This window comes from Streptomyces sp. NBC_00358 (genome assembly GCF_036099295.1).
Taxonomy (GTDB): domain Bacteria; phylum Actinomycetota; class Actinomycetes; order Streptomycetales; family Streptomycetaceae; genus Streptomyces.
Window position 1 is genome coordinate 5,681,327 of sequence record NZ_CP107976.1, and the last position, 20,214, is coordinate 5,701,540.

Genomic DNA, 20,214 nt, shown 5'->3' on the forward strand with positions numbered 1-20,214 from the left:
ACCCGATATCGGGTCATGATGTCTACGATTAATAGGATGAATGTGGATCAACGCCGTGAGTTCGCCGAAGACGGGACCGAGCCCGCCGCCTCCCCGGCCGGGTCCTCCGGGACCGGGCCGGAGCGGCCCGCCGTCTCCGTGGTCGTCATCGTCTACAACGACGCCGCCCGGCTGCCCACCGCCGTCCGCTCCGTCCTGGACCAGACACTGCACGACGTAGAGGTCGTCATCGTCGACGACCGGAGCACCGACGGCTCGTACGAGGTGGCGCGCGGACTGGCCGCCGCGCACCCGGACCGCGTCCGCGCCCACCAGTTGCCCGAGAACAGCGGCGGCTGCGGCGCCCCCCGCAACCGCGGCATCACCGAGGCGCGCGGCACCTACCTCCTCTTCCTCGACAGCGACGACGTCCTGGAGCGCAACGCCTGCCGCAACATGCTGGAGGCCGCCGAGGCCACCGGCGCCGACCTGGTCTCCGGCCTGTGTGTGCGCGTGCACGTCGACTCGCGCACCGGCAAGGAGGTCAAGTGGTACCCCTGGCTGTACGAGAGCACCCGCACCCTGGAGTCGATCTCCGAGCTGCCCGACCTACTGGTCTTCGACACCCTGTCGACCAACAAGTGCTACCGCCGGCGGTTCCTGCTCGACGAGGGACTGCGCTTCCCGGTCGGCATCCACTACGAGGACCTGCTCTTCTCCGCCCAGGCGTACGCCACGGCCGCCCGCATCACCCTCATCCCCAACCGGGTCTACGACTGGAGGGTCGCCGACAAGGCGGCGGCGAAGTCCATCAGCAACCGGCGCGACGAGATCGCCAACTTCACCCACCGCATGGAGATCCACCGGCGGGTCGACCGACTCCTCGCGGACCGGGGGCTCCTGGAGCTGAAGTTCGCCAAGGACGTCAAGTTCCTCAAGCACGACCTCGTCCTGCACCTGCGGGAACTGCCCTTCCGGGACGCGGCCTTCCGCGAGGAGTTCGCGGCGATCGCCCGGCAGTACCTGGAGTCGATCGACCGCGCCGCCTTCGACGAGGCCGAGCCCATCCACGCCATCTGCGCCTATCTCCTGCAGGTCAGCGACTGGGACAACCTGCTGCCCGCCGTGGACACGCTCGCCAACCGCGACAAGATCTCCTCGCCGCTCGTCGAGCGCGACGGACGCGTGTACTGGTGCGCCGAACATCTCGACGACCCCTTCGGCCGGCACGTCCTGGACGTCACCGACCTCGGCCACCATGTCAGGCCGGTCGACAAGATGTTCCTGCGCAACGCGCTGACCTCGTACGACAGCACCGGCGGGACCGTCCGGCTGGCCGGGCGCATCACCAACCCGCTCGGTGTGATCCCGCCCGGCGCCCGGCTCACCGGACGGCTGGAGTTCTACGCCCGCCGTCCCGGGGTGCGCTTCCAGACCTTCCGCTTCCCCGTGGCGAACGTGTGGCACGCGGGCGACCATGTCGCCTGGGAGGGTTCCGTAGACCTGGCCGCCGTGCGGCCGCTGGGCATCGTGGACGCGGTGTGGGACGTACGGCTGCACCTCGACGTCGACGGCGTACGCACCACCACCCGGCTCACCGCGGCCGAACCCGAGCTGGCCGCAGGGCAGTTGCCCATCCGGCCCCGGCTCACCAGGTTGGTCGCCGACCGGATCGAACCGGTCGTCTCCTCGCGCGGACACCTCTCCTTCCGGCTGGTCCCCGACAAGAAGGCGAACGTCCTCGTGCAGCGCGGAGTGCACGGCCGGGCCGGCACGCTCGCCAAGACGGGCTACCGCAAGGCGCGCTCCCTGCGCAAGGAGCTCACCTCGGGGGAGACCAAAATCCGCCTGTACCACGAGGTGTTCAGCCGGCTGCCCGTCCGGAAGGGGCTCGTCGTCTTCGAGAGCCACCTGGGCCGCCAGTACAGCGACAGCCCCCGGGCGATCTACGAGGAGATGCGCCGCCAGGGCCTGGAGTTCGAACCGGTCTGGGCGCACACCGGCGATCCGGCCGGCTTCCCGGACGACGCCACGCTCGTACGCCGCTGGTCGCTGCCGTATCTCAGGGCGCTCGCGCAGGCCGAGTACTGGGTCGACAACCAGAGCTACCCGCTGAAGCTGGCCAAGCGGCCGCACACGACGTACATCCAGACCTGGCACGGATCCGCGCTCAAACGGATGGGCTTCGACGAGGCCGAGTGGAAGCTCAAGTCCCGTGAGGAGCAGGCCGAACAGCAGCGCACGCTGGACCGCTTCGACCGGTTCTTGATCCGCTCCGAGCACGATGTGCGCACCCTCGCGCGGGCGTTCCGGCTCCAGGAGCGGACCCTGCTGCGGGTCGGCTATCCGCGCAACGACGCGCTCGTGCGGGCGAGACAGCGGGAGGAGGCCGGGGGACAGCGTGAACGCGGTCCGCTGGCCGCCGAGTTGGGCATCCCCGAGGACAAGCAGATCCTTCTCTACGCCCCGACCTTCCGCAGCCGCGACGGCGGACAGCGGAGGTTCGAGCTGCCCTTCGACGTCGAGCGCTTCGCCGACACCTTCGGCGACCGCTACGTCCTCCTCGTCCGCTCCCACTACCTGAACCACGTCGTGCTCCCGCCCTCCGTGCGCGGTCGTGTCCTCGACGTCACCGCGCACCACGACATGACCCCGCTGCTCGCCCTCGCCGACGGACTGATCACCGACTACTCGTCCGTGATGTTCGACTACGCCCTCCTCGACCGCCCCCTGTTCTTCTTCGCGTACGACTACGACGCGTATGTGCACGAGGACCGAGGCACCTACTTCGACCTGCTGGAGCGGGCCCCGGGACCCGTGGTGCGCACCGAGGACGAACTGCACGCGGTGCTCGGCTCGTTGGAGGAGCAGGCAGTCAAGTACGCGCCCAGACGCGAGCAGTTCACCGCCGACTTCGGCGAATACGACACAGGGACGGCGGCCCGCAGTGTCGTCGACCAGTTCTTCGCTCAATGGAGGCGTGGATGACCGGCCCTGCTCAGCGGGACATCTTCTTCGTCTCCAACAGCGTCGACGAGCTGGGCGGGGTGACCAGTTGGTCGCACCAGATGGCCCGGCTGTTCACCGAGCGCGGTCACCGCGTGCGTGTCGTGGGCATCACCGAGCCCGCCGTTCCCCAGGAACTGGGCGAACTCCCGTACCCCACCACGACGCTGTACGACGTCCACCCGCCCCGGGTCGGATCGGCGCGCGGACTCAAGGGGCGGCTCGACATCGCCGAGCGGAGGCTGCGGGCCGAGCGCGCGGCGGGCATGCGGGAGCGGGCCGCCGAGCTGACCGCGCTGTTCCGGGCCGCGCGGCCCGGCGCCGTCGTGATCGTCACCCAGGTGTGGGCCATGGAATGGGTGGAGCTCGCCGACACCGCGGGCCTGACCGTCATCGGGATGAGCCACGAGTCCTACGAATACTCCCGGACGACCTCGCGCTTCAGGCGGGTCCTGAAGCACTACCGGGACGTCGACCGGATGCTGGCCCTCACCCGCGAGGACGCCGACCTGTGGATCGGGCAGGGCATGAACAACGCGTCCTTCATGCCGAACCCCCTTCCGTTCATGCCCGAGGTGCCCTCGCCGCGCACCGGGAACGTCGTCGTCAGCGTCGGCCGGCTGACCGACCAGAAGGGCATCGACATGCTCCTCGACGCCTGGGCCGAGGCCGCCCCGCGCCATCCCGACTGGAAGCTGCGGATCTACGGCTCGGGCGAGGACGAGGAGATCCTGAGGAAGCAGTGCACGGCCCTCGGGCTCGACGACTCCGTGGACTGGATGGGGCGGACGAGCGATGTGCCCGGAGCGCTGCGCGGCGGCTCGGTCTTCGTGCTGTCCTCGCGGGGCGAGGGCTTCCCGCTCGCCCTCATGGAGGCCATGGCCACCGGCCTGCCGTGTGCCGCCTTCGACTGCGCGCCCGGCGTCCACGAGATCGTCCGGGACGGCGAGGACGGGCTCCTCGCCACCCTCGGCAACACCGGTGAACTGGCCCGCCGGCTGGACACGCTGATGTCCGACAAGGCCCTGCGGGACTCCATGGGCGAGGCGGCGCGCGTGAACGTCCAGCGCTTCACGACGGACGAGGTCGTCCGCAAGTGGGAGGAGCTGTTCGCGTTCCTGGAGCGCTGAGCGGCCGTCGGCGCGCGGAACGACCTGAGGCGGAGCCGTCGCACGGCTCCGCCTCAGTCTTTGCCTGTCTGCCTGTCTGCCTGTCTGCCCGTCGCCTGTCCGGCTGCCGAGCGGCTTGGCTGGACAGGCGCTCACGCGCCTACCGGTTCAGGGTCCTACTTGCCCGTGAACTTCTCGTACTCCTTGAGGACGTCCTCGGTCAGGCCGTCCATGCGCAGCTCGCCGCGCTCCAGCCACAGCACGCGGTCGCAGGTGTCGCGGATCGACTTGTTGTTGTGGCTGACCAGGAAGACCGTTCCCGCGGTCTTGCGCAGCTCGCGGATGCGGGCCTCGGAGCGCTTCTGGAAGGAGCGGTCGCCGGTCGCCAGGGCCTCGTCGATCATCAGGACGTCGTGGTCCTTGGCCGCCGCGATGGAGAAGCGCAGCCGGGCCGCCATGCCGGAGGAGTAGGTCCGCATCGGCAGGGTGATGAAGTCGCCCTTCTCGTTGATGCCCGAGAAGTCGACGATCTCCTGGTAGCGGTCCCTGACCTGCTCGCGGGACATGCCCATGGCGAGACCGCCGAGGTAGACGTTCCGCTCGCCGGTGAGGTCGTTCATCAGGGCCGCGTTCACGCCGAGCAGCGAGGGCTGGCCGTCGGTGTAGATCTTGCCGTTCTCCACCGGGAGCAGGCCCGCGACCGCCTTGAGCAGCGTGGACTTGCCGGAGCCGTTGGTGCCGATCAGGCCGATCGCCTCGCCGCGGTAGGCGGTGAAGGAGACGCACTTGACGGCGTGCACCTTGCGGACGCCCGACGCCTTCTCGGCCTTCTCGCGGCGCATGATGCGGTTGAGGGCGGCCGTGGCGCTGCCGCGCCCGGCACCGGTGCCGTTGACGCGGTACACGATGTCGACGTGGTCCGCGATGACGGTCGGGATGCGCTCGGCGTCGGCCACGGGGGCGGGGCCGGCGCTCTCGGCGTTCTGCGGCTGGATGTCCTGCGCGATGAAGTCAGCCACGGCCGTACGTCTCCTCAGCCTTCCAGAAGTAGATGAAGCCGCCGACGCCGACGACCACCGCCCAGCCCACCGCGAGTGCCCAGACATGGTGCGGGAGCTGGTGCGCGTGGAAGCTGTCGATCAGCGCGTAGCGCATCAGGTCGATGTAGACGGCCGCCGGGTTGCTCTCCAGCGCGACCATCGCCCAGTGCGGCAGATTGCTGTGGCTGAGCACCTTGTCGATGCTCCACATGACGCCCGAGACGTACATCCAGGTACGCAGGATGAACGGCATGAGCTGCGCGATGTCCGGGGTCTTGGCACCCATCCGCGCCATGATCATCGCGACGCCCGCGTTGAACGTGAACTGGAGCACCAGGATGGGCAGCGCGAGCAGCCACGAGGCGCTCATCGGGACGCCGAAGCACAGCAGGATGACGACCAGCGCGGCCATCGAGAACAGGAGCTGCTGGAGCTGCTGGATGGCGTACGACACCGGCAGCGCGGCGCGGGGGAAGTGCAGGGCGCGGACCAGGCCGAGGCTGCCGGAGATCGCCCGGGTGCCCGCCATGATCGAGCTCTGCGTGAAGGTCCAGATGAAGACGCCGGTGACCAGGAACGGGATGTAGTCCGGCACGCCGTGCTTGGTGCCGAGCAGGACACCGAAGATGAAGTAGTAGACAGCCGCGTTCAGCAGCGGAGTCGCCACCTGCCAGACCTGGCCGAGCTTGGCCTGGCTGTACTGCGAGGTGAGCTTGGCCGTGGCGAACGCCGTGATGAAGTGGCGCCGTGCCCACAGCTGGCGGACATACGCGGGCAGGCTCGGGCGCGCGCCGCTGACGGTGAGGCCGTACCGGGCGGCGAGGGCCGCGGCGTCGTCGGCGTGGGAGGCCGGCGACGCTGTCGGGGGCGGTGTGTTGAGAACCTGGCTCACATCCGTTGCTTTCGCTCGGGGGGTGGGGGCGCGCGGTACGTGTCCGCACATGTCCAACAGCGTTTCTTGCCGTTTTCTTGCGTCGGAACGGGACCGTATCGTCGTAACGCGAGACTAGGCCCAGTCGACGTCGGAACGCAACCGTATCGTCGTAACGCCCTATGCTGGTGCGTATGACGACGAACGCCGATACAGCCGCGAGTGCCGCCACGCCCGCGCCTGCCGCCGGGAAGGCCCCGCGTCGCCGGGCTCCCGCCGGTGCGGCCGTCCTGCGGGAGGATGTCACCGAGGCCATCCGCGCCGCCGTCTTCGAGGAACTCGCCTCCGTCGGCTACGCCCGGATGTCCATCGAGGGCATCGCCCGTCGTGCGGGCGTCGGCAAGACCGCGGTGTACCGGCGCTGGCGCTCCAAGCTCCATCTCGTGCTCGACCTGGTCTCGGCGGTCGCGGTGCAGGGTCTTCCCGCTCCGGACACGGGCTCCTTGGAAGGCGACCTGCGGCTCCTGTACGAGGTCACCTCGCGCGCCCTGCGGCACCCGGTCGCCGGCCAGATCATCCCCGACCTGCAGGCCGAGGCGGCCCGCAACCCCGAGATCGCGGACGCCATGCAGCAGGCGCTGCGGGAGGGCCAGCAGTCGGTGTCGAGCGGGATCGTCGCCTCGGCCACCGCACGCGGCGAGATCCGTGAGGGGGCCGACGTCGAACTCGCGCTGGACCTGATGTCCGGGCCGCTGTACTGGCGGGCGGTGGTGGTCCGCGGGCCCAAGGTGCCCAAGGGCTACCTGGCCAGCCTGGCCCGCGCGACGGCCGCGGCGCTGAAGGCACTCTGACCCGGGCGAGGCCCGCCGGACTCAGCGCCCGGGGTCCCCGGCGGAGGGTTCCCCGGCAGGGCCATCCGCGGTCAACCGGCTTGCGAGGTCGGTGAGTTCGGCCGCGCGCAGAACCCGCCCGCCCGAACCCGGCAGGGGCACGTGCAGCGACTCGGTCCACCGCTCGGGCAGGGCGCCCTCCCCGTAGACCGCCCCCGCGAGCGCGCCCGTCACGGCCGCGACGGTGTCCGTGTCGCCGCCCAGGTCGATCGCCGCCCGCACGGCGTCCTCGTAGGAGTCCGTGGTCCGCAGCGCCCACACGGCCGAGCCGAGACAGGGCCACACGGCGCCGTTGAACTCCGTCGCCCTGTCGGGATGCCAGTCGCCGGCGAGGACGGTGGCGTAGCGGGCCCGGTGGCCGGGGTGGACGGCGCCGAGGGTGTCCGGCAGCGCGGTGAGGGGGTCGTGCCCGAGCAGGGCGACGCGGATCAGTTCGTGCAGGATCGCCGTGCCCTCCCAGGCGGCGCGGTCGCCGTGGGTGAGCGCGGCGATGCGGCGGGCGGCGGACATCGTGGCGTCCCGGCCGTACCGGGCGAAGAACACGGCGGAGGTCGACGCCCGCATCAACGAGCCGTTCCCGGCGGCGCGTTGGTTCACCTGGAAGTGCAGGGAGGCGGCCAGGTCCCAGGGGTCCCCGCTCGTCAGGACGGCCTCGGTCTGGAGGCCGATGTCCTTCGGGTCGGCCGCCGCCCACCGTCGGAACCGGTCGAACAGGTCAGGGAGTTCGAGGCGGCCGTGCCGGACGAGTGACTCGCCGACCAGGACGGCCATCTGCGTGTCGTCGGTCGCCTCTCCCGGGTCCCAGCCGCCGCCCCCGCACATCTCCCCGCCCTGTCCGGGGACCGGGAAGCGTCGGGTGAAGGCTCCTTCCGGGCCGAACTCGAAGGGGGCGCCCAGTGCGTCGCCCACCGCGGAGCCGAGGATCGTGCCGGTGGCGGTCATGCGGCGAGGGTAGGCGGGCGGGCGTGCGGGGTGGGTGCGTGGGGTGGGTGCGTGGGGTGTGCGTGCGGGGCGGGGTGCCGGGTGAGGGCATGAGGGCGTGCGGGGAACGGAGTTCAGGGCGGTCGGGTCCGTGTCAGGTCCGGGCGGCGTCCGGGTGGTGGAGTACCCAGCCGGACCAGGCCGAGGTGATCATGTCGTCGACGTCGTAGCGGGCCTTCCAGCCCAGTTCCACGGCGATGCGGTCGGCGCAGGCGACGACGCGGGCCGGGTCGCCGGGGCGGCGCGGGGTGGTGACCGGGGGGCGGTCGTAGCCGGTGACGGCGTTGACGCGGTCGATCATCTCGCGGACCGAGACACCCTCGCCGCGGCCGATGTTGAGGGTCAGGCCGGTGCCCGGGGAGGACTGGAGGGCGCGGGCCGCGGCCACATGCGCCTCGGCGAGGTCGACCACGTGGATGTAGTCGCGGACGCAGGTGCCGTCGGGTGTCGGGTAGTCGTCGCCGAAGATGCGCGGCGGGGCGTTCTCCGTCAGCTTCTCGAAGACCATGGGGACGAGGTTGAAGACGCCCACGTCGGCGAGTTCGGGGGTCGCCGCCCCGGCCACGTTGAAGTAGCGCAGGCAGGCCGTGGACAGGCCCGTGGCCCGGCCGGTCGCGCGCACCATCCACTCGCCCGCCAGCTTCGTCTCGCCGTACGGGCTCATCGGCGCGCACGGGGTCTCCTCGGTCACCAGGTCCACGTCGGGCATCCCGTACACCGCGGCCGAGGACGAGAAGACGAAGGAGGACACGGAGGCCGCGGTCACGGCCTCCAGCAGGACGCGCAGGCCCTCGACGTTCTCCCGGTAGTAGTGCAGGGGCAGGTCCACGGACTCGCCGACCTGCTTCTTCGCCGCCAGATGGACGACACCGGTGACGGAGTGCTCCGCGAGGGTCCGGGCCAGCAGGTCGCCGTCCAGGGTCGAGCCGGCCACCAGCGGAACGTCCGACGGCACCCGCTCCGCGATCCCCGTGGACAGGTCGTCGTACACCACGGCCTGCTCGCCCGCCTCGCGCAGCGCGCGGACGACGTGCGCTCCGATGTAGCCGGCGCCGCCGGTGATCAGCCAGGTCATGTGCGGCCGTTCCCCTCGTGAGTGGGCTGGTGGTGCTGTCGTTGGATCGGTGTGGTGCTGTCGTCGGTCTTTTCAGGTCCGGTCCGGTCTTTTCAGGTCCGGTCCGGGCGGGGCGGGGCGGGGCGCGTGTGCCGTGGTCGCGTTCGTGCCTCGCGTCTCCGCGTCCGCCCATCAGTGAAGCAGGCGACCCAGCCTGCGGGACACCACGTCGGTCATACCTCGCCAACCGGACGCCGTCCGCAGGCCCAGGGCCCCCGCGTGGGTCCGGTAGGGCTGGACGAGGACGACGCCGTGGCGGATGTCCAGAACCGCGCGGCGGCGCAGCAGACCGGGGCCGTCGAGCGCGTGCGCCGACACCTCCCGGCTCGCGCCGTCACGGAAGCGCAGGGTCAGGCGCAGATCCCAGGTGCCCGCGCCCAGCGACGCCAGGTCCACCGGCAGCCCGGCCGACCAGGTGTCGCCGTACCGGTCGGCCACCAGGGGTGCCGTGCCGGACAGGCCCACCCGTCCCTGGTCCCGGTGGACGAACTCCACGTCCACCGAGACGGGACCCGACTCCGCCATCCGTCCGTACAGCTCGTGCAGGCGCAGCCGCAGCCGGGTGCCGCGCGCGCGGGGCCGCAGTTCCGCCTCGACGGCGGCGGGCAGCAGATGGGCCGGGCGGTCCTGGAGGTGGTCCAGGGTGATCCGGGGAAGCCCGGAGGACCAGACGGGGGTGCCGTCGGAGTCGCGGGCGTAGGGCGGGAGCAGCCGGGCCGGACGGGCCGCCAGTTCCTTGAGGCGGGGCAGGTCGCACGGGTCCGGGGAGGAGAGGATCACGCGGGCGACGAGGCGGCCGGGGGCGGCCGGATTGACGGTGAAGTCGGCGGCGTCGAACGTCGACAGGTAGGCGCGCGTGAGGTCCCACCAGGCGCGCCGGTACCCGGGGGTGCGCAGTTCCAGCTCGCGCGTGTACATCCGCAGTTCGTGGTCGAGGAACTTGGCGTGCGCGGCGCGCGCGAGCCGCTTCTCCCCGGCGCTCAGCAGGATGTCGTACGCCGCCTGGTTCGCCTCGGTCCGTGCCCGCCAGTTGTCGACGTCGGCGCGGTCGAGCGAGATGGACAGGCGGTCGGCGGTGCGCCGGACGTGCCAGACGTACACCGTGTCGGGGATCAGCGCCATGCGCGGCGCGGCGGCCAGCACCCGCGCGGTGAACACGAAGTCCTCGTAGGGGTAGTGGCCTTCGGGGAAGCGGATGCCGTGCTCGCGCAGGAAGTCGGCGCGGTACAGCTTGTTGACGCACAGCGTGTCGTGGGCGAGCCGGAGGCGGCGCGAGGGGTGGGGTATCAGGGCGGGCCGGGTGTAGAGCTTGCGTTCCCAGGGGACCTCGCGGCCCGAGGGCAGTTCGCGGCGCACGCACAGCCCGGCCGCGACCTGGACGCCGTGTTCCTCGGCGGCGCCGAGAAGGGCGTCCACCGAGCCGGGCGGCAGGACGTCGTCGCTGTCCAGGAACATCACGTACGGGGCCGTGGCCGCGTCGATGCCGTCGTTGCGCGGACTGCCGCAGCCGCCGCTGTTGACCGGCCGGTGGATCACTCTCAGACGCGGCTCCGCCTCGGCGAGGGTGTCGAGGAGGGCCGCGCTGCCGTCCGTCGAGTGGTCGTCCACGGCGATCACCTCGCGCACGGCAGGGCCCTGCGCCAGGGCCGAGCGCACGGCGTCCGCCACATGGGCGGAGTCGTCGTACCCGATGACGACGACGCTGACCTTCGCATGCTGAGGTTTCATGGGATCCACGAGCCGGAATCGTAAGTATTGAGGGTAATTCTCCGTTAAGAGGCAGTCACTGTCTTGTTCGGAGGGCGGCGGGAATCCGGTGTGGACCGGGTGCGCCCCGGTCCGACGTGCGGCGGTCCGGGGCCGTCGTGGACGGACCGGACCGCCACAGCCGTACGAGTGACACTCCCGCCGCCGTCGCCAGCAGGCCGTTGCGGACGAGCATCAGCAGACAGCCCGTCCAGGTGCCGCGCACCACTTCGCCGTAGAGCCCCGGGTACACCACCGAGCTGACCGCCGTCGCCGCCACGATCAGCGCGGCGACCGGGCGCTGCGTGGTGTGCCGCGAGGTGAGGCAGACGGCGGCGAGGCCCAGCAGCCACACCATGTACTGGGGGCTGATCACCCGGCTCGTCACGGTGAACAGCAGGACGGCCGCGAGGGCAGCGTCGTACGGGGTGGCCGGCGTCCAGTGCCGGGCCCGGACCCGCCACAGCAGCACGAGCCCGAAGGCGGCGACCGTCAGGGCGAGCGAGCCCGCCGCGACCGCGCCGACGTACGGTCCGACGAACTCCATCGCGCCGTACTGGTAGCGGACCGTCCCGGGCCATCCGGCGTGGCGCGCGAAGCCCAGCAGCGTGCCGCCCAGGGACTCGATCTGCACGCCCCGGCCGCTCTGCTGGCGCAGGAAGTCGAACGGGCCGCTGAAGAGGGCGGCGAGGACGGCGAGCAGCGCGGCCGCGCTGACCGCCGCCGAGGTCCAGACCTCCCGGGTGGTGCGGCCGCGCGGGGTGCCGATCAGCGCCAGCGCGGGCCAGACCTTCACCAGGGCCCCCATCGCGGCGAACGCGCCGCACACCCGGGGCGAGCGCGAGAGCGTCAGCAGCGAGACGACGGCGAACGCGGTGACCTGGACGTCGTAACGCGCGAGCGGGACGTGCAGGAGAAGGGGCAGGCCCAGCACCCACAGCCGGGCGCCGCGCAGACTGCGGCCGGGCCGCCGCCCCGCCCATGTGAGAGCGGCGGTGATCACCGCGTCGGCGGCGAGCGTGAGCGTCACGAACGCCGTGAAGTAGGTCAGCGACGGCAGCAGCGCGGGCGCCAGCAGCACCGGTGCGGCGCCCGGCGGGTACTGCCACAGCGGGTCGCCCACCGGGAACGCGCCCCGTGACAGGACGCCGTACCAGCGGAAGTACAGATGACCCACCTCGCGGGACACCCCGCCCCCGCCGAGCGGGGCGAGGTGGTCGTGGGCGAGCAGCCACAGCATCAGGGCGCGGGTGGCGAGCCAGGCGGCGGCGAGGGCAAGCGGGCGGTGGTTCCGGAAGGCGCTCATCAAGCCCGGATCGTAAGCCGCATGGATGGTGCATATGATGTGATACGCCGTCAATACCAGTCAAAAGTTGTTTAATAGCAAAAAATCGCCCCCATGGTGTATGCGTGGGTGAAACGGTCGGCGGCGCGGCGTCCGGAGGCGGTGGCCGTCCTCCTTCCGGTGCTGGTCATGCTGGTGATCGGGCTCTGGGGGCTCGACCGCGGCGGCATGTGGCGCGACGAGGCGGTGACCTTCCAGGTCGCGCGGCGCTCGGTGCCCCAGATCTGGCGTCTGCTGCACACCGTGGACGCCGTGCACGGCCTGTACTACCTCCTCATGCACGCCGTTCTCGCCCCGCACCCCGGCGAGGTCGGGCTGCGTCTGCCCTCCGTCTGCGGAGCCGCCGCCGCCACCGGGCTCGTGGCCGCCCTCGGGGTGCGCCTGTGCCGCCCGCGCGTCGGCCTGTGGGCGGGTCTGCTGTACGCCGTCACGCCCATGACCGGCCACTTCGCCCAGGAGGGCCGCTCCTACGCGCTCGTCGCGGCCGGCGCGGCGGGGGCGACCCTGCTGCTGGTGCGGGCCGCCCGGTCGGCCCGGGCGGGACCCTGGTGCGCGTACGGGGTGACGGTCGCCGCCACCTGCCTGCTGCACGAGATGGCCCTGCTCCTGCTCCTCGCCCATGCCGCGACCCTGGCGCTCGCCCGCGTACCGGCGCGGGTGTGGCGGGCCTGGGGCCTCGCGGCCGCGGCCGTGGCCCTGCTGCTGGCACCCCTGGTCCTGGTCTCCCGGAGCCAGTCCGTGCAGGTCGCCTGGCTGTCACGGACCGGCCTCGGGAGCGCGGAGCGCCTGCTCGCGATGTTCACCGGCCCGGCCCGGCTCGTGATCGTGCCGTACCTGCTCCTCGTCGCCCTCGCGGTCCTTCCGGCGCGGACCCCGCGCGGCACCTTCTCGCTCCCGGCCGTCGCCCTGCCGCTGGTGGCCGTGCCCCCGGCCGTGCTGCTGACCGTGTCGCGCTGGTGGCCGCTCTACGACGAGCGGTACGTCCTGTACGCCCTCGCCGGGGCCCCGCTGCTCGCGGCCGCCGGGGCCGAGCGCCTCGTGGCGCGGCTGCCGCGGCCACTGCCGCACGCGGTGCTCACCGGAGTCCTCGCCGTGACGCTCGTCCTCGCCGTCCAGCTCCCGCTGCTGCGCCAGGACCGGCGCCCCGACCGCCGCCCCGACGACCTGGCCGCCGTCTCCGCCGTCGCCCACCGCGAACTGCGCCCCGGCGACCCGGTGCTGTTCCTGCCCTCGCTCGCGCGGCGTGCGGCACTGGCGTACCCGAAGGGCTTCCGCGGGATCCGCGACATCGCGCTGAGCGTCCCCGCCCCCGCCTCCGGCACGCTGTACGGCCTGGAGGCGGACCCCCGTGAACTGCGCCGCCGGCTGGACCGGCTGGACCATGTGTGGCTGGTCGCGGCGCCCTTCGCGACGGCTCGGGCCTGGTCTCCGGGCAGCCCGACCGAACGGGCCAAACTCGCCGTGATCGACGAGCGGTTCGTGCCCCGCGAGCGGATCGTGCGCAGAGGGGTGACGCTGCGCCTCTACGTGCGTCGGCCTACGTACATCCTGGCGCCTCCGACAGGGCGGCCTCGTCCAGGGCTGCCGTCAGTCGGTCGAGCCGGGCCCGGAGCTCTCGGATCTCCTCCAGGTCCGCCCCGGTAGCGGCCGCGATCCGGCGCGGCACGGACAGCGCGCGCTCCCTGAGCGCGGTCCCCTCCTCGGTCAGCCGTACCCGCACGGACCGCTCGTCCCGCGTGCTGCGCTCCCGCCGTACGAGCCCGGCCGCCTCCAGCCGCTTCAGCAGCGGCGACAGGGTGCCCGAGTCGAGCCGCAGATGCTCGCCGACCTTCTTCACGGGCAGCTCGCCGTGCTCCCACAGCACGAGCATCACCAGGTACTGCGGGTAGGTGAGCCCGAGGTCCTTCAGGAGCACCCGGTAGACCCCTCCGAAGGCGCGTGAGGCGGCGTTCAGCGAGAAGCAGATCTGCTCGTCGAGGCGGAGGAAGTCCGCTGCCGCGGGGGCCTGGGGACTCGGGGCGGGCGTTGCGCTCATGTCCCCAGGATAGCTCTTGCCGGCAATTTAGTTGTGCACAACTGAATTGCGTGCTCTAATTCTGGTCATGGGGTCGCCGGACCGGCGGCCCCGGCCAGGATTTCGACTTGAGAGGGATGGTCCCCATGGACGCGATCTACACCGCTGTCGCCACCGCCACCCACGGGCGCGAGGGCCGCGCCGTCAGCTCCGACGGCACGCTCGACCTCCAGCTGGGCATTCCGGTGGAGATGGGCGGCAGCGGCCAGGGGACCAACCCCGAGCAGCTGTTCGCCGCCGGCTACGCGGCCTGTTTCGCGAGCGCCCTCGGCCTGGTCGGCCGCGCCGCGAAGGTCGATGTCACCCAGGCCGCGGTGACCGGCGAGGTGGGCATCGGCAAGCAGGGCGAGGGCTTCGGCCTGGCCGTCACGCTCCGCGTCGAGCTGCCCGACACCGTGGACGAGGCGACCGGCCGCAAGCTGGTCGAGCAGGCCCACCAGGTCTGCCCCTACTCCAACGCCACCCGCGGCAACATCCCCGTCGAGCTCGTCATCGAGTAGGACGGACCTCCGCTCATCGAGCAGGGCGGACCTCTGCGCCGGTTCTCGCGCCGGCCGTCGCCCCTGGACCCGTCCCGGGGCGGGTGGTGACGTCGGTGCCCGCGCGGGGGCGGGCGCCGCTGCCACCACCCGCCCCCGGGCCGGCCGCCCTGCCGATCCGGGCCAGCACCTCACCGGTCTCCCGGCTCCACGCCACCACCGTCGCCTCCTCGGGCACCTGCCGCCAGCGGGTCAGCAGCAGCCAGCGGACGTGGTACCGGCGGGCGACGGCGGTGCGTTCGGCCCGGGTCGAGGACGGGGCGAGATAGGCGCGGACCGCGCCGAGCCGGCGCAGCCGCTCGGCCTCGTCCAGGGCGGGGTCGGGCCAGGCGGGCGCGGCGAGATCCGGGCCGTAGCCCGCGATCAGATGGACGGAGTAGTACCCGTCCGCGATGACCGCCTCGCCGGGCCGGATGTACCGCGCCGCCCAGTCGTACGTCGGCCAGCGCGGCGGCTGGTCGAAACCGACCGGGTCGAGCGAGCGCGGCACCACCGCCCCGGCCTGCACGGTGAGGAAGCCGGTCAGGGCGCAGGCCGCGGCGGTGCCGCCCAGCAGCCGCCGCCCCGGACCCCACGGTCGCGGCGCCGCCAGCTCCACCCCGAGCGCGAACTGGAGCGGCACCAGAGTGAGCCCGAGGATCCTGCCGTACGTGTAGTGCCCGCTCACCCAGCCGTACGCCACCACCGCGCACTCCAGCGCGAACATCAGCACCAGCGGATCGCGCCACCCGTGCCCCTCGCTCCGCCGGGCGCGCCGGGCCCGCAGCCACAGCGCGGGCACACCGGTCAGCGCCAGCCAGAAGTGTCCGGGCATCCCGTCGTACAGCCGCTCGTGCATGGCGTCCACGCTGCGGTCCCCGGTCAGCGCGAAGACGTCGAAGTACGGCCAGGCGTACGCGACGAGGAGCGCCACCGCGCCCGTCAGCAGCCAGCGGCCCGTCACGCCCCGCCGCCATCCGCGCTGACCGCCCGCCACGAACGCCACCGCGCCGAGCACCGCCGCGATCGACGTGATCGGATGAACGAGCAGGATCAGTCCGTACAGGGCGCCCAGGGCCGCGTACCCCCACCAGCTCCTGAGGCCGCTCGGGCCCACGTAGCGGACCTGGCCGCCGGTGCCCACCGCGCGCGTGCCCGTGAACGCCCAGGCCCAGAAGGCCAGCCCGATGGCGAACGTCGAGGGATAGCCGAGGTCGCCCGTCATCGACATCAGCCCGAGGTAGCCGCTCCACCAGGCCCGGTCGGTGCCCCACAGCAGCACCATCGCGGACAGGCAGAGGACCGGCGCCCAGCGGCGGGGCGTCAGCGCGCGAGTGAAGCGGCCGATGCCGGTCAGCAGCACCAGCAGGTTCACGGGCCCCGACAGCCGTACCACAGCCCAGCCGCCGAGACCGGTCAGCCGGGCGAAGGCGCCCTGCGCCACCGCGTACGGCGAGTAGTACGGGCTGCCGGCGCCCGGCAGGTCCGCCATCGGGTGCCGTGGGTGGAGCAGGTTCGCCCGCAGGCGTTCGACGACCGCCGCGTGCTGTCCCGCGTCGCAGCACAGCGGGATCCGCCAGTAGGCGAGCGTCATCACCAGCCAGAACAGCCCACCGAACAACTGGTACGGCGTCGGACGCCAGGCGGCTCCGCCGCGCAGCGCCGTCGCGCCGCGGACGGCACCCCGCCGAACGGCGACGTCGGCGCTCATCGGGCGGCCGGGGAGACGGGACCGGCGGTTTCAGGCATCTGCCCTATATGCCCGCCATGATCTTCCGGCTAGCCCGCCATCACCTCATCGGGCGACCTCGGCGTCCCGGCGCGCCGGTCCCGGGACCATCCCGCCCAGCGCCCGCGCGCCCGGCCGGACGACCGAGTCGAGGAGCAGCGGAAGGCCCACCGCCGGCAGCAGCCACAGCAGCACGATCAGCCGGTCGCCCCAGACGCTGATGTCCGGGTGCGCGGCCTGGTTGAGCACCCCGGTGCCCGCCGCCGCCAGCAGGAAGACGGCGAAGGCGGGACACCTGCGCAGCGCCCCCCAGCCGGCCGCCAGCACGGCCGCGAGGAACAGCGGCTCCCAGAACTGGCGGCGCAGCCATTCCACCCAGAAGGCGACCTCCAGATGGAGGAACTCCGGCCACGGATGGGCGCGGTCCGGGCGGACGTAATGCGCCGTGAGCAGGTCCTGCACACTCTCCGACTCGGACGGGTAGTGCAGCGCCTTCGCGAGCAGCACGGTGGCGAGCACCGCGCAGCCCGCCACCGCGCCGAGGATCCGCAGCGGCCCGTCCCACCGGCGGCGGCGCGCCAGGAGCACCGCGCAGGCGGCGGTCAGGCACAGCCCGAGGAACAGCGCCTGCGAGTGCTTCACCGTGAAGAGGACCGCCAGGGAACCGCCGGCCAGCCAGATCCCGGCCCGCGCGCGGCCCTCCAGCACCAGCGCGCAGCCCCACAGCGCCGCCAGGGTCACGGCCATCATCAGGCCCTCGGTCATCGGGCGCATCGCCGTCGTCCCGCACGGCAGGACGTAGAAGAGCGCCTGCCCGGTCAGGGCCGCGCCGGTGGAGGTGCGCAGGGTGCGCAGGACGAGGAAGACGAGCACACCCCCGGCCACCGTCACGGCGACGCCCGCCGCCCACAGGCCCCACGTCACCCCCAGCACGGTGACGAACGGCACCAGCAGCACCGGATACCCCGGCCGCACCTCGAAGATCCGCATGAAGCGGGGTGGCATGAACGGCACGATGTGGCCCGCCGTCCGCCCGGCCGCCAGCCGGGCGGACACGCCCCGCCACTCGTCGCGTCGGCACTCCGCGAGGACCCGGCGGGTCGGACTCGCGCGGTGGAAGCGCACCACGTCGACAGCCTGGTTCCGCCGTGCGACGGACGCCTTCCCGGCGCAGACGTAGTCGATCGTCCGCGCGGCGGCCTCCTGCTTGGTCTCACCGCGCAGACTCAGCGCGTACGAGAGGTAGTTCTTGGTGTCGGGGGTGTCCCGGGAGGTGAGGTTGGCGAGCTGGAGGACGGCGAAGACGACGGCGATCAGGATCACCCGGGCGCGCGCGGAGCGCGGCGCCCGCAGGGCCCGCGCCCAGCCCCGGCGCGGCCGCGCGGCCGCACCGCCGCTCGCGGTGCCGCGCTCGGCGCCGCTCACTGTGCCGCTCACCGTGCCGTTCGTGGCGCCGTTCGCCGTGCCGTCCGGGGTGGCGCTCGCCGTGCCGCTTGTGGCGTGGCTCGTCGTGCCGTTCGCGGTGCCGTTCCCGGCACTGTTCGCGGAGTCGGTCACGTCGGTGTCCGCAGGGCCGTTCATGGGGTCGTCCACGGGGCCGCTCACGACGATGTGAGGACGTCGTGGCCCGCCTGCGCGGGCACCGGGACGATCGCGGCCGGCGCCCCGGCCGGCTCGCCGAGCATCAGCGTGCGCACCACCCGTTCGGCGGCCCGCCCGTCGTCGAACTCGCAGAACCGTGACCGGAATCCCGCCCGCAGCCGCGCCGACTCACCGTCCCGCCAGGCACCCGACGCGAACAGCCACACCAACTCCCGCTGAGAGCGCGCCACATGACCCGGAGCGTCGGCCGTGACGTCGAAATAGGCGCCCCGGCTCGCCGCGTACGCGCCCCAGTCGTCGGCGAGGAGCACGATCGGCCGGTCCAGGTTGGCGTAGTCGAACATGAGGGCCGAGTAGTCGGTCACCAGGGCGTCGGAGGCGAGCATCAGATCCTCCACGCGCGGTTCGTCGGTCGCGTCGACCACGACACCGCGCCGGTGGAGTTCGGCCAGCCCCATCCCGCGCGCCGGACCGTCCGCGAGCGAGGGATGCAGCCGTACGACAAGGGTGTGGTCCGCGCCGAGATCGTCAGCGAACCCGGCCAGGTCGAGCCGGTCGACATGGCCGCCGCGGAGATAGTCGCGGCGCGTCGGCGCGTACAGCACCACCCGGTGGCCGGCCGGGATGCCGAGGCGGTCGCGGACCGCCGCCCCGTCGTCGGGCCGGGCGCGTACGAGGACGTCGTTGCGCGGACTGCCGGTGCGCAGCGAGGTGAAGTGGCAGGGGTAGGCGCGGTCCCACACCAGCTCCGAATGCCGGTTGGCCACCAGGCTGTAGTCCCAGCGGTCGGCGCGGCGCAGCATCTGCGGCACGTCGATGCCGTGCCGGGCGCCCGGCTTGTGCAGCAGGTCCGCGGCCATGTACTTCAGCGGGGTGCCCTGGTGGGTGTGGATGTGGACACTGCCCGGTCGCTTGACCAGGGAGCCGGGCCAGTTGACGTTGTTCACGAAGTACGCGGCCCGCGCGGTGACCCGGTGGTAGCGCGGCGAGTCGAGGAGGACGTGCTCGGTCCCCGGCGGCAGCAGCGCGGCCTGCTCCTCGTCGCGTACCACCCACACACCGCGCAGATGCGGGGCGAGTTCACGCGCGGCGGTGTACACCGCCGCGGGATCGCCGAGGACCCCCCGGTGCGAGAACGCCGAGTAGACCGCCAAGTCCGGTTCGATCGGCCTGCGTTCGTGTACCACGGACCAGCCGCGCTTGGCGCGTGCCGCGACCGCCCGGCGCGCCTGCTGTCCGCGCAGGCCGATCTCCCGCCCCGCGCGGCCCGCCTGCCGCCGTACCCGGTAGCGGGTGAAACCGCCTTCCAGGACGCGCAGTTCGCGCGGCACGGGACCGCTACCGTGCTCGCGGAGAAGCGCGGCCGTCAGCCGGAAGAACTCGGCCTTGTCCTCCGGCGGCAGCCGGTCCGGCTTGGAGAGGATGTCGAGACAGTGCTCGCCCATCTTGTGGAGCAGATACGGGCGCCAGCCCGACAGCTCCGGGCGCGAGCCGACGAACGCGAAGACCCGCTCGTACTGGGCGTGGACATCGAAGTGCTTGCGGCTGGTGGTGGACAGGATGTTGCCCTGGCGGCGCTGGCGGTAGGCCAGACAGATCCGGTCCAGCGTCGCGATCCGCTCCGCGCTGAGCATCACCGGGAACGTCCAGGGCGTGTCCTCGTAGTACCCGGGCGGGAAGGCGAAGCCCTCCCGTTCGACGAACGCTCGGCGGTGGACCTTGTTCCACACCACCATCAACAGGTCGAGGATCTCCGGGTGTTCGGCCGCCGAGAAGGTGTCGGAACCGGCCTCCGCGAGGATCCGGGCGAGCACGTTCCGGCGGGTGCCGCCCCACCAGTAGGTCCGCGCGTAGTCGAAGACCAGCACATCCGGGTCGGCGGTCTCCTCCAGCCGGTCGGCGACGGCGCGCAGCGCGCCCGGGGTCAGGGTGTCGTCGCTGTCGAGGAAGAGGAGGTAGTCCCCGGCGGCGAGCGGCATCCCGGCGTTGCGGGCGCGGCCGAGCCCCACGTTCTCCGGCAGGTGCAGCACCCGCAAGCGCGGATCGCGGGCCGCGTACTCGTCGAGGATCGCGCCGCAGCCGTCCGGTGAGCAGTCGTCGACGGCGATGACCTCCAGGTCCGGGTACGACTGCTCCAGGACCGAGTCGAGACACTCGCGCAGAAAGCCCTGCACCTTGAACACGGGGACGATGATGCTGAAGCGGGGCAC

15 protein-coding genes are annotated in these 20,214 nt (G+C 72.4%); 5 read left to right on the forward strand and 10 right to left on the reverse strand.

Annotated features, from left to right (window positions below):
• The first annotated feature begins 36 nt into the window (after nucleotides 1-36).
• Nucleotides 37-2,967 (forward strand): bifunctional glycosyltransferase/CDP-glycerol:glycerophosphate glycerophosphotransferase, encoded by a 2,931-nt coding sequence (locus OHT01_RS24210; RefSeq protein WP_328555214.1) that lies wholly within the window; start codon nucleotides 37-39, stop codon nucleotides 2,965-2,967.
• Complete coding sequence (locus OHT01_RS24215; protein WP_328555215.1) at nucleotides 2,964-4,115, forward strand: glycosyltransferase; 1,152 nt, start codon at nucleotides 2,964-2,966, stop codon at nucleotides 4,113-4,115. The genes OHT01_RS24210 and OHT01_RS24215 overlap by 4 nt, the downstream gene beginning before the upstream one ends.
• Before the next feature lie 155 nt (nucleotides 4,116-4,270).
• Here OHT01_RS24215 and OHT01_RS24220 read toward each other — a convergent pair whose 3' ends face one another.
• Nucleotides 4,271-5,089, reverse strand: coding sequence for an ABC transporter ATP-binding protein (locus OHT01_RS24220; RefSeq protein WP_405918507.1), 819 nt, complete (start codon nucleotides 5,087-5,089; stop codon nucleotides 4,271-4,273).
• A gap of 16 nt (nucleotides 5,090-5,105) precedes the next feature.
• Nucleotides 5,106-6,026, reverse strand: a complete 921-nt coding sequence (locus OHT01_RS24225; RefSeq protein ID WP_328555216.1) for an ABC transporter permease — start codon at nucleotides 6,024-6,026, stop codon at nucleotides 5,106-5,108.
• A gap of 173 nt (nucleotides 6,027-6,199) precedes the next feature.
• On the opposite strand from OHT01_RS24225, the gene OHT01_RS24230 reads away from it, so the two are divergent.
• On the forward strand, nucleotides 6,200-6,856 hold the full coding sequence (locus OHT01_RS24230) for a TetR/AcrR family transcriptional regulator (protein WP_405916942.1): 657 nt from the start codon (nucleotides 6,200-6,202) through the stop codon (nucleotides 6,854-6,856).
• 21 nt (nucleotides 6,857-6,877) lie between these two features.
• Here the strand turns inward: OHT01_RS24230 and OHT01_RS24235 are convergent, their stop codons facing one another.
• The 4 genes from OHT01_RS24235 to OHT01_RS24250 all read right to left on the reverse strand — a co-directional run bounded on the left by OHT01_RS24235 (nucleotide 6,878) and on the right by OHT01_RS24250 (nucleotide 12,042).
• Nucleotides 6,878-7,837 carry an ADP-ribosylglycohydrolase family protein gene (locus tag OHT01_RS24235; RefSeq protein ID WP_328555218.1) on the reverse strand — a complete coding sequence of 320 codons (960 nt, stop codon included), beginning with the start codon at nucleotides 7,835-7,837 and terminating at the stop codon, nucleotides 6,878-6,880.
• A gap of 133 nt (nucleotides 7,838-7,970) precedes the next feature.
• Entirely contained in the window at nucleotides 7,971-8,951 is a 981-nt protein-coding gene (gene galE, locus OHT01_RS24240) for a UDP-glucose 4-epimerase GalE (RefSeq protein ID WP_328555219.1), read from the reverse strand.
• 171 nt (nucleotides 8,952-9,122) lie between these two features.
• Nucleotides 9,123-10,718, reverse strand: a complete 1,596-nt coding sequence (locus OHT01_RS24245; RefSeq protein ID WP_328555220.1) for a glycosyltransferase family 2 protein — start codon at nucleotides 10,716-10,718, stop codon at nucleotides 9,123-9,125.
• 55 nt (nucleotides 10,719-10,773) lie between these two features.
• Nucleotides 10,774-12,042, reverse strand: a complete 1,269-nt coding sequence (locus OHT01_RS24250) for a glycosyltransferase 87 family protein (RefSeq protein ID WP_328555221.1) — start codon at nucleotides 12,040-12,042, stop codon at nucleotides 10,774-10,776.
• Between the two features lie 93 nt (nucleotides 12,043-12,135).
• Between OHT01_RS24250 and OHT01_RS24255 the strand changes: the two genes are divergently transcribed.
• Nucleotides 12,136-13,725: a glycosyltransferase family 39 protein gene (locus OHT01_RS24255; RefSeq protein WP_328555222.1), complete on the forward strand. Its 1,590-nt coding sequence runs from the start codon at nucleotides 12,136-12,138 to the stop codon at nucleotides 13,723-13,725.
• On the opposite strand, the gene OHT01_RS24260 is transcribed toward OHT01_RS24255, so the two are convergent.
• Complete coding sequence (locus OHT01_RS24260) at nucleotides 13,619-14,116, reverse strand: MarR family winged helix-turn-helix transcriptional regulator (protein ID WP_328555223.1); 498 nt, start codon at nucleotides 14,114-14,116, stop codon at nucleotides 13,619-13,621. The two genes, OHT01_RS24255 and OHT01_RS24260, sit on opposite strands and share 107 nt — an antisense overlap.
• A gap of 125 nt (nucleotides 14,117-14,241) precedes the next feature.
• Between OHT01_RS24260 and OHT01_RS24265 the strand changes: the two genes are divergently transcribed.
• Nucleotides 14,242-14,655, forward strand: a complete 414-nt coding sequence (locus OHT01_RS24265) for an organic hydroperoxide resistance protein (protein ID WP_328451845.1) — start codon at nucleotides 14,242-14,244, stop codon at nucleotides 14,653-14,655.
• 13 nt (nucleotides 14,656-14,668) lie between these two features.
• Here the strand turns inward: OHT01_RS24265 and OHT01_RS24270 are convergent, their stop codons facing one another.
• The 3 genes from OHT01_RS24270 to OHT01_RS24280 all read right to left on the reverse strand — a co-directional run bounded on the left by OHT01_RS24270 (nucleotide 14,669) and on the right by OHT01_RS24280 (nucleotide 20,214).
• Complete coding sequence (locus OHT01_RS24270) at nucleotides 14,669-16,384, reverse strand: hypothetical protein (RefSeq protein ID WP_328555224.1); 1,716 nt, start codon at nucleotides 16,382-16,384, stop codon at nucleotides 14,669-14,671.
• Between the two features lie 84 nt (nucleotides 16,385-16,468).
• Nucleotides 16,469-17,983 carry an ArnT family glycosyltransferase gene (locus OHT01_RS24275; protein WP_328555225.1) on the reverse strand — a complete coding sequence of 505 codons (1,515 nt, stop codon included), beginning with the start codon at nucleotides 17,981-17,983 and terminating at the stop codon, nucleotides 16,469-16,471.
• 20 nt (nucleotides 17,984-18,003) lie between these two features.
• A complete protein-coding gene (locus OHT01_RS24280; RefSeq protein ID WP_328555226.1) occupies nucleotides 18,004-20,214 on the reverse strand; it encodes a bifunctional glycosyltransferase/CDP-glycerol:glycerophosphate glycerophosphotransferase in 2,211 nt (736 codons plus the stop codon).

Bases quoted from the DNA above. Each gene is read 5' to 3' on its own strand.
- OHT01_RS24210 (WP_328555214.1), top strand. From the start codon at position 37: ATGAATGTGGATCAACGCCGTGAGTTCGCCGAAGACGGGACCGAGCCC.
- OHT01_RS24215 (WP_328555215.1), top strand. From the start codon at position 2,964: ATGACCGGCCCTGCTCAGCGGGACATCTTCTTCGTCTCCAACAGCGTC.
- OHT01_RS24230 (WP_405916942.1), top strand. From the start codon at position 6,200: ATGACGACGAACGCCGATACAGCCGCGAGTGCCGCCACGCCCGCGCCT.
- OHT01_RS24235 (WP_328555218.1), bottom strand. From the start codon at position 7,837: ATGACCGCCACCGGCACGATCCTCGGCTCCGCGGTGGGCGACGCACTG.
- galE (WP_328555219.1), bottom strand. From the start codon at position 8,951: ATGACCTGGCTGATCACCGGCGGCGCCGGCTACATCGGAGCGCACGTC.
- OHT01_RS24245 (WP_328555220.1), bottom strand. From the start codon at position 10,718: ATGAAACCTCAGCATGCGAAGGTCAGCGTCGTCGTCATCGGGTACGAC.
- OHT01_RS24250 (WP_328555221.1), bottom strand. From the start codon at position 12,042: ATGAGCGCCTTCCGGAACCACCGCCCGCTTGCCCTCGCCGCCGCCTGG.
- OHT01_RS24255 (WP_328555222.1), top strand. From the start codon at position 12,136: ATGGTGTATGCGTGGGTGAAACGGTCGGCGGCGCGGCGTCCGGAGGCG.
- OHT01_RS24260 (WP_328555223.1), bottom strand. From the start codon at position 14,116: ATGAGCGCAACGCCCGCCCCGAGTCCCCAGGCCCCCGCGGCAGCGGAC.
- OHT01_RS24265 (WP_328451845.1), top strand. From the start codon at position 14,242: ATGGACGCGATCTACACCGCTGTCGCCACCGCCACCCACGGGCGCGAG.
- OHT01_RS24270 (WP_328555224.1), bottom strand. From the start codon at position 16,384: ATGAGCGCCGACGTCGCCGTTCGGCGGGGTGCCGTCCGCGGCGCGACG.
- OHT01_RS24275 (WP_328555225.1), bottom strand. From the start codon at position 17,983: ATGAACGGCCCTGCGGACACCGACGTGACCGACTCCGCGAACAGTGCC.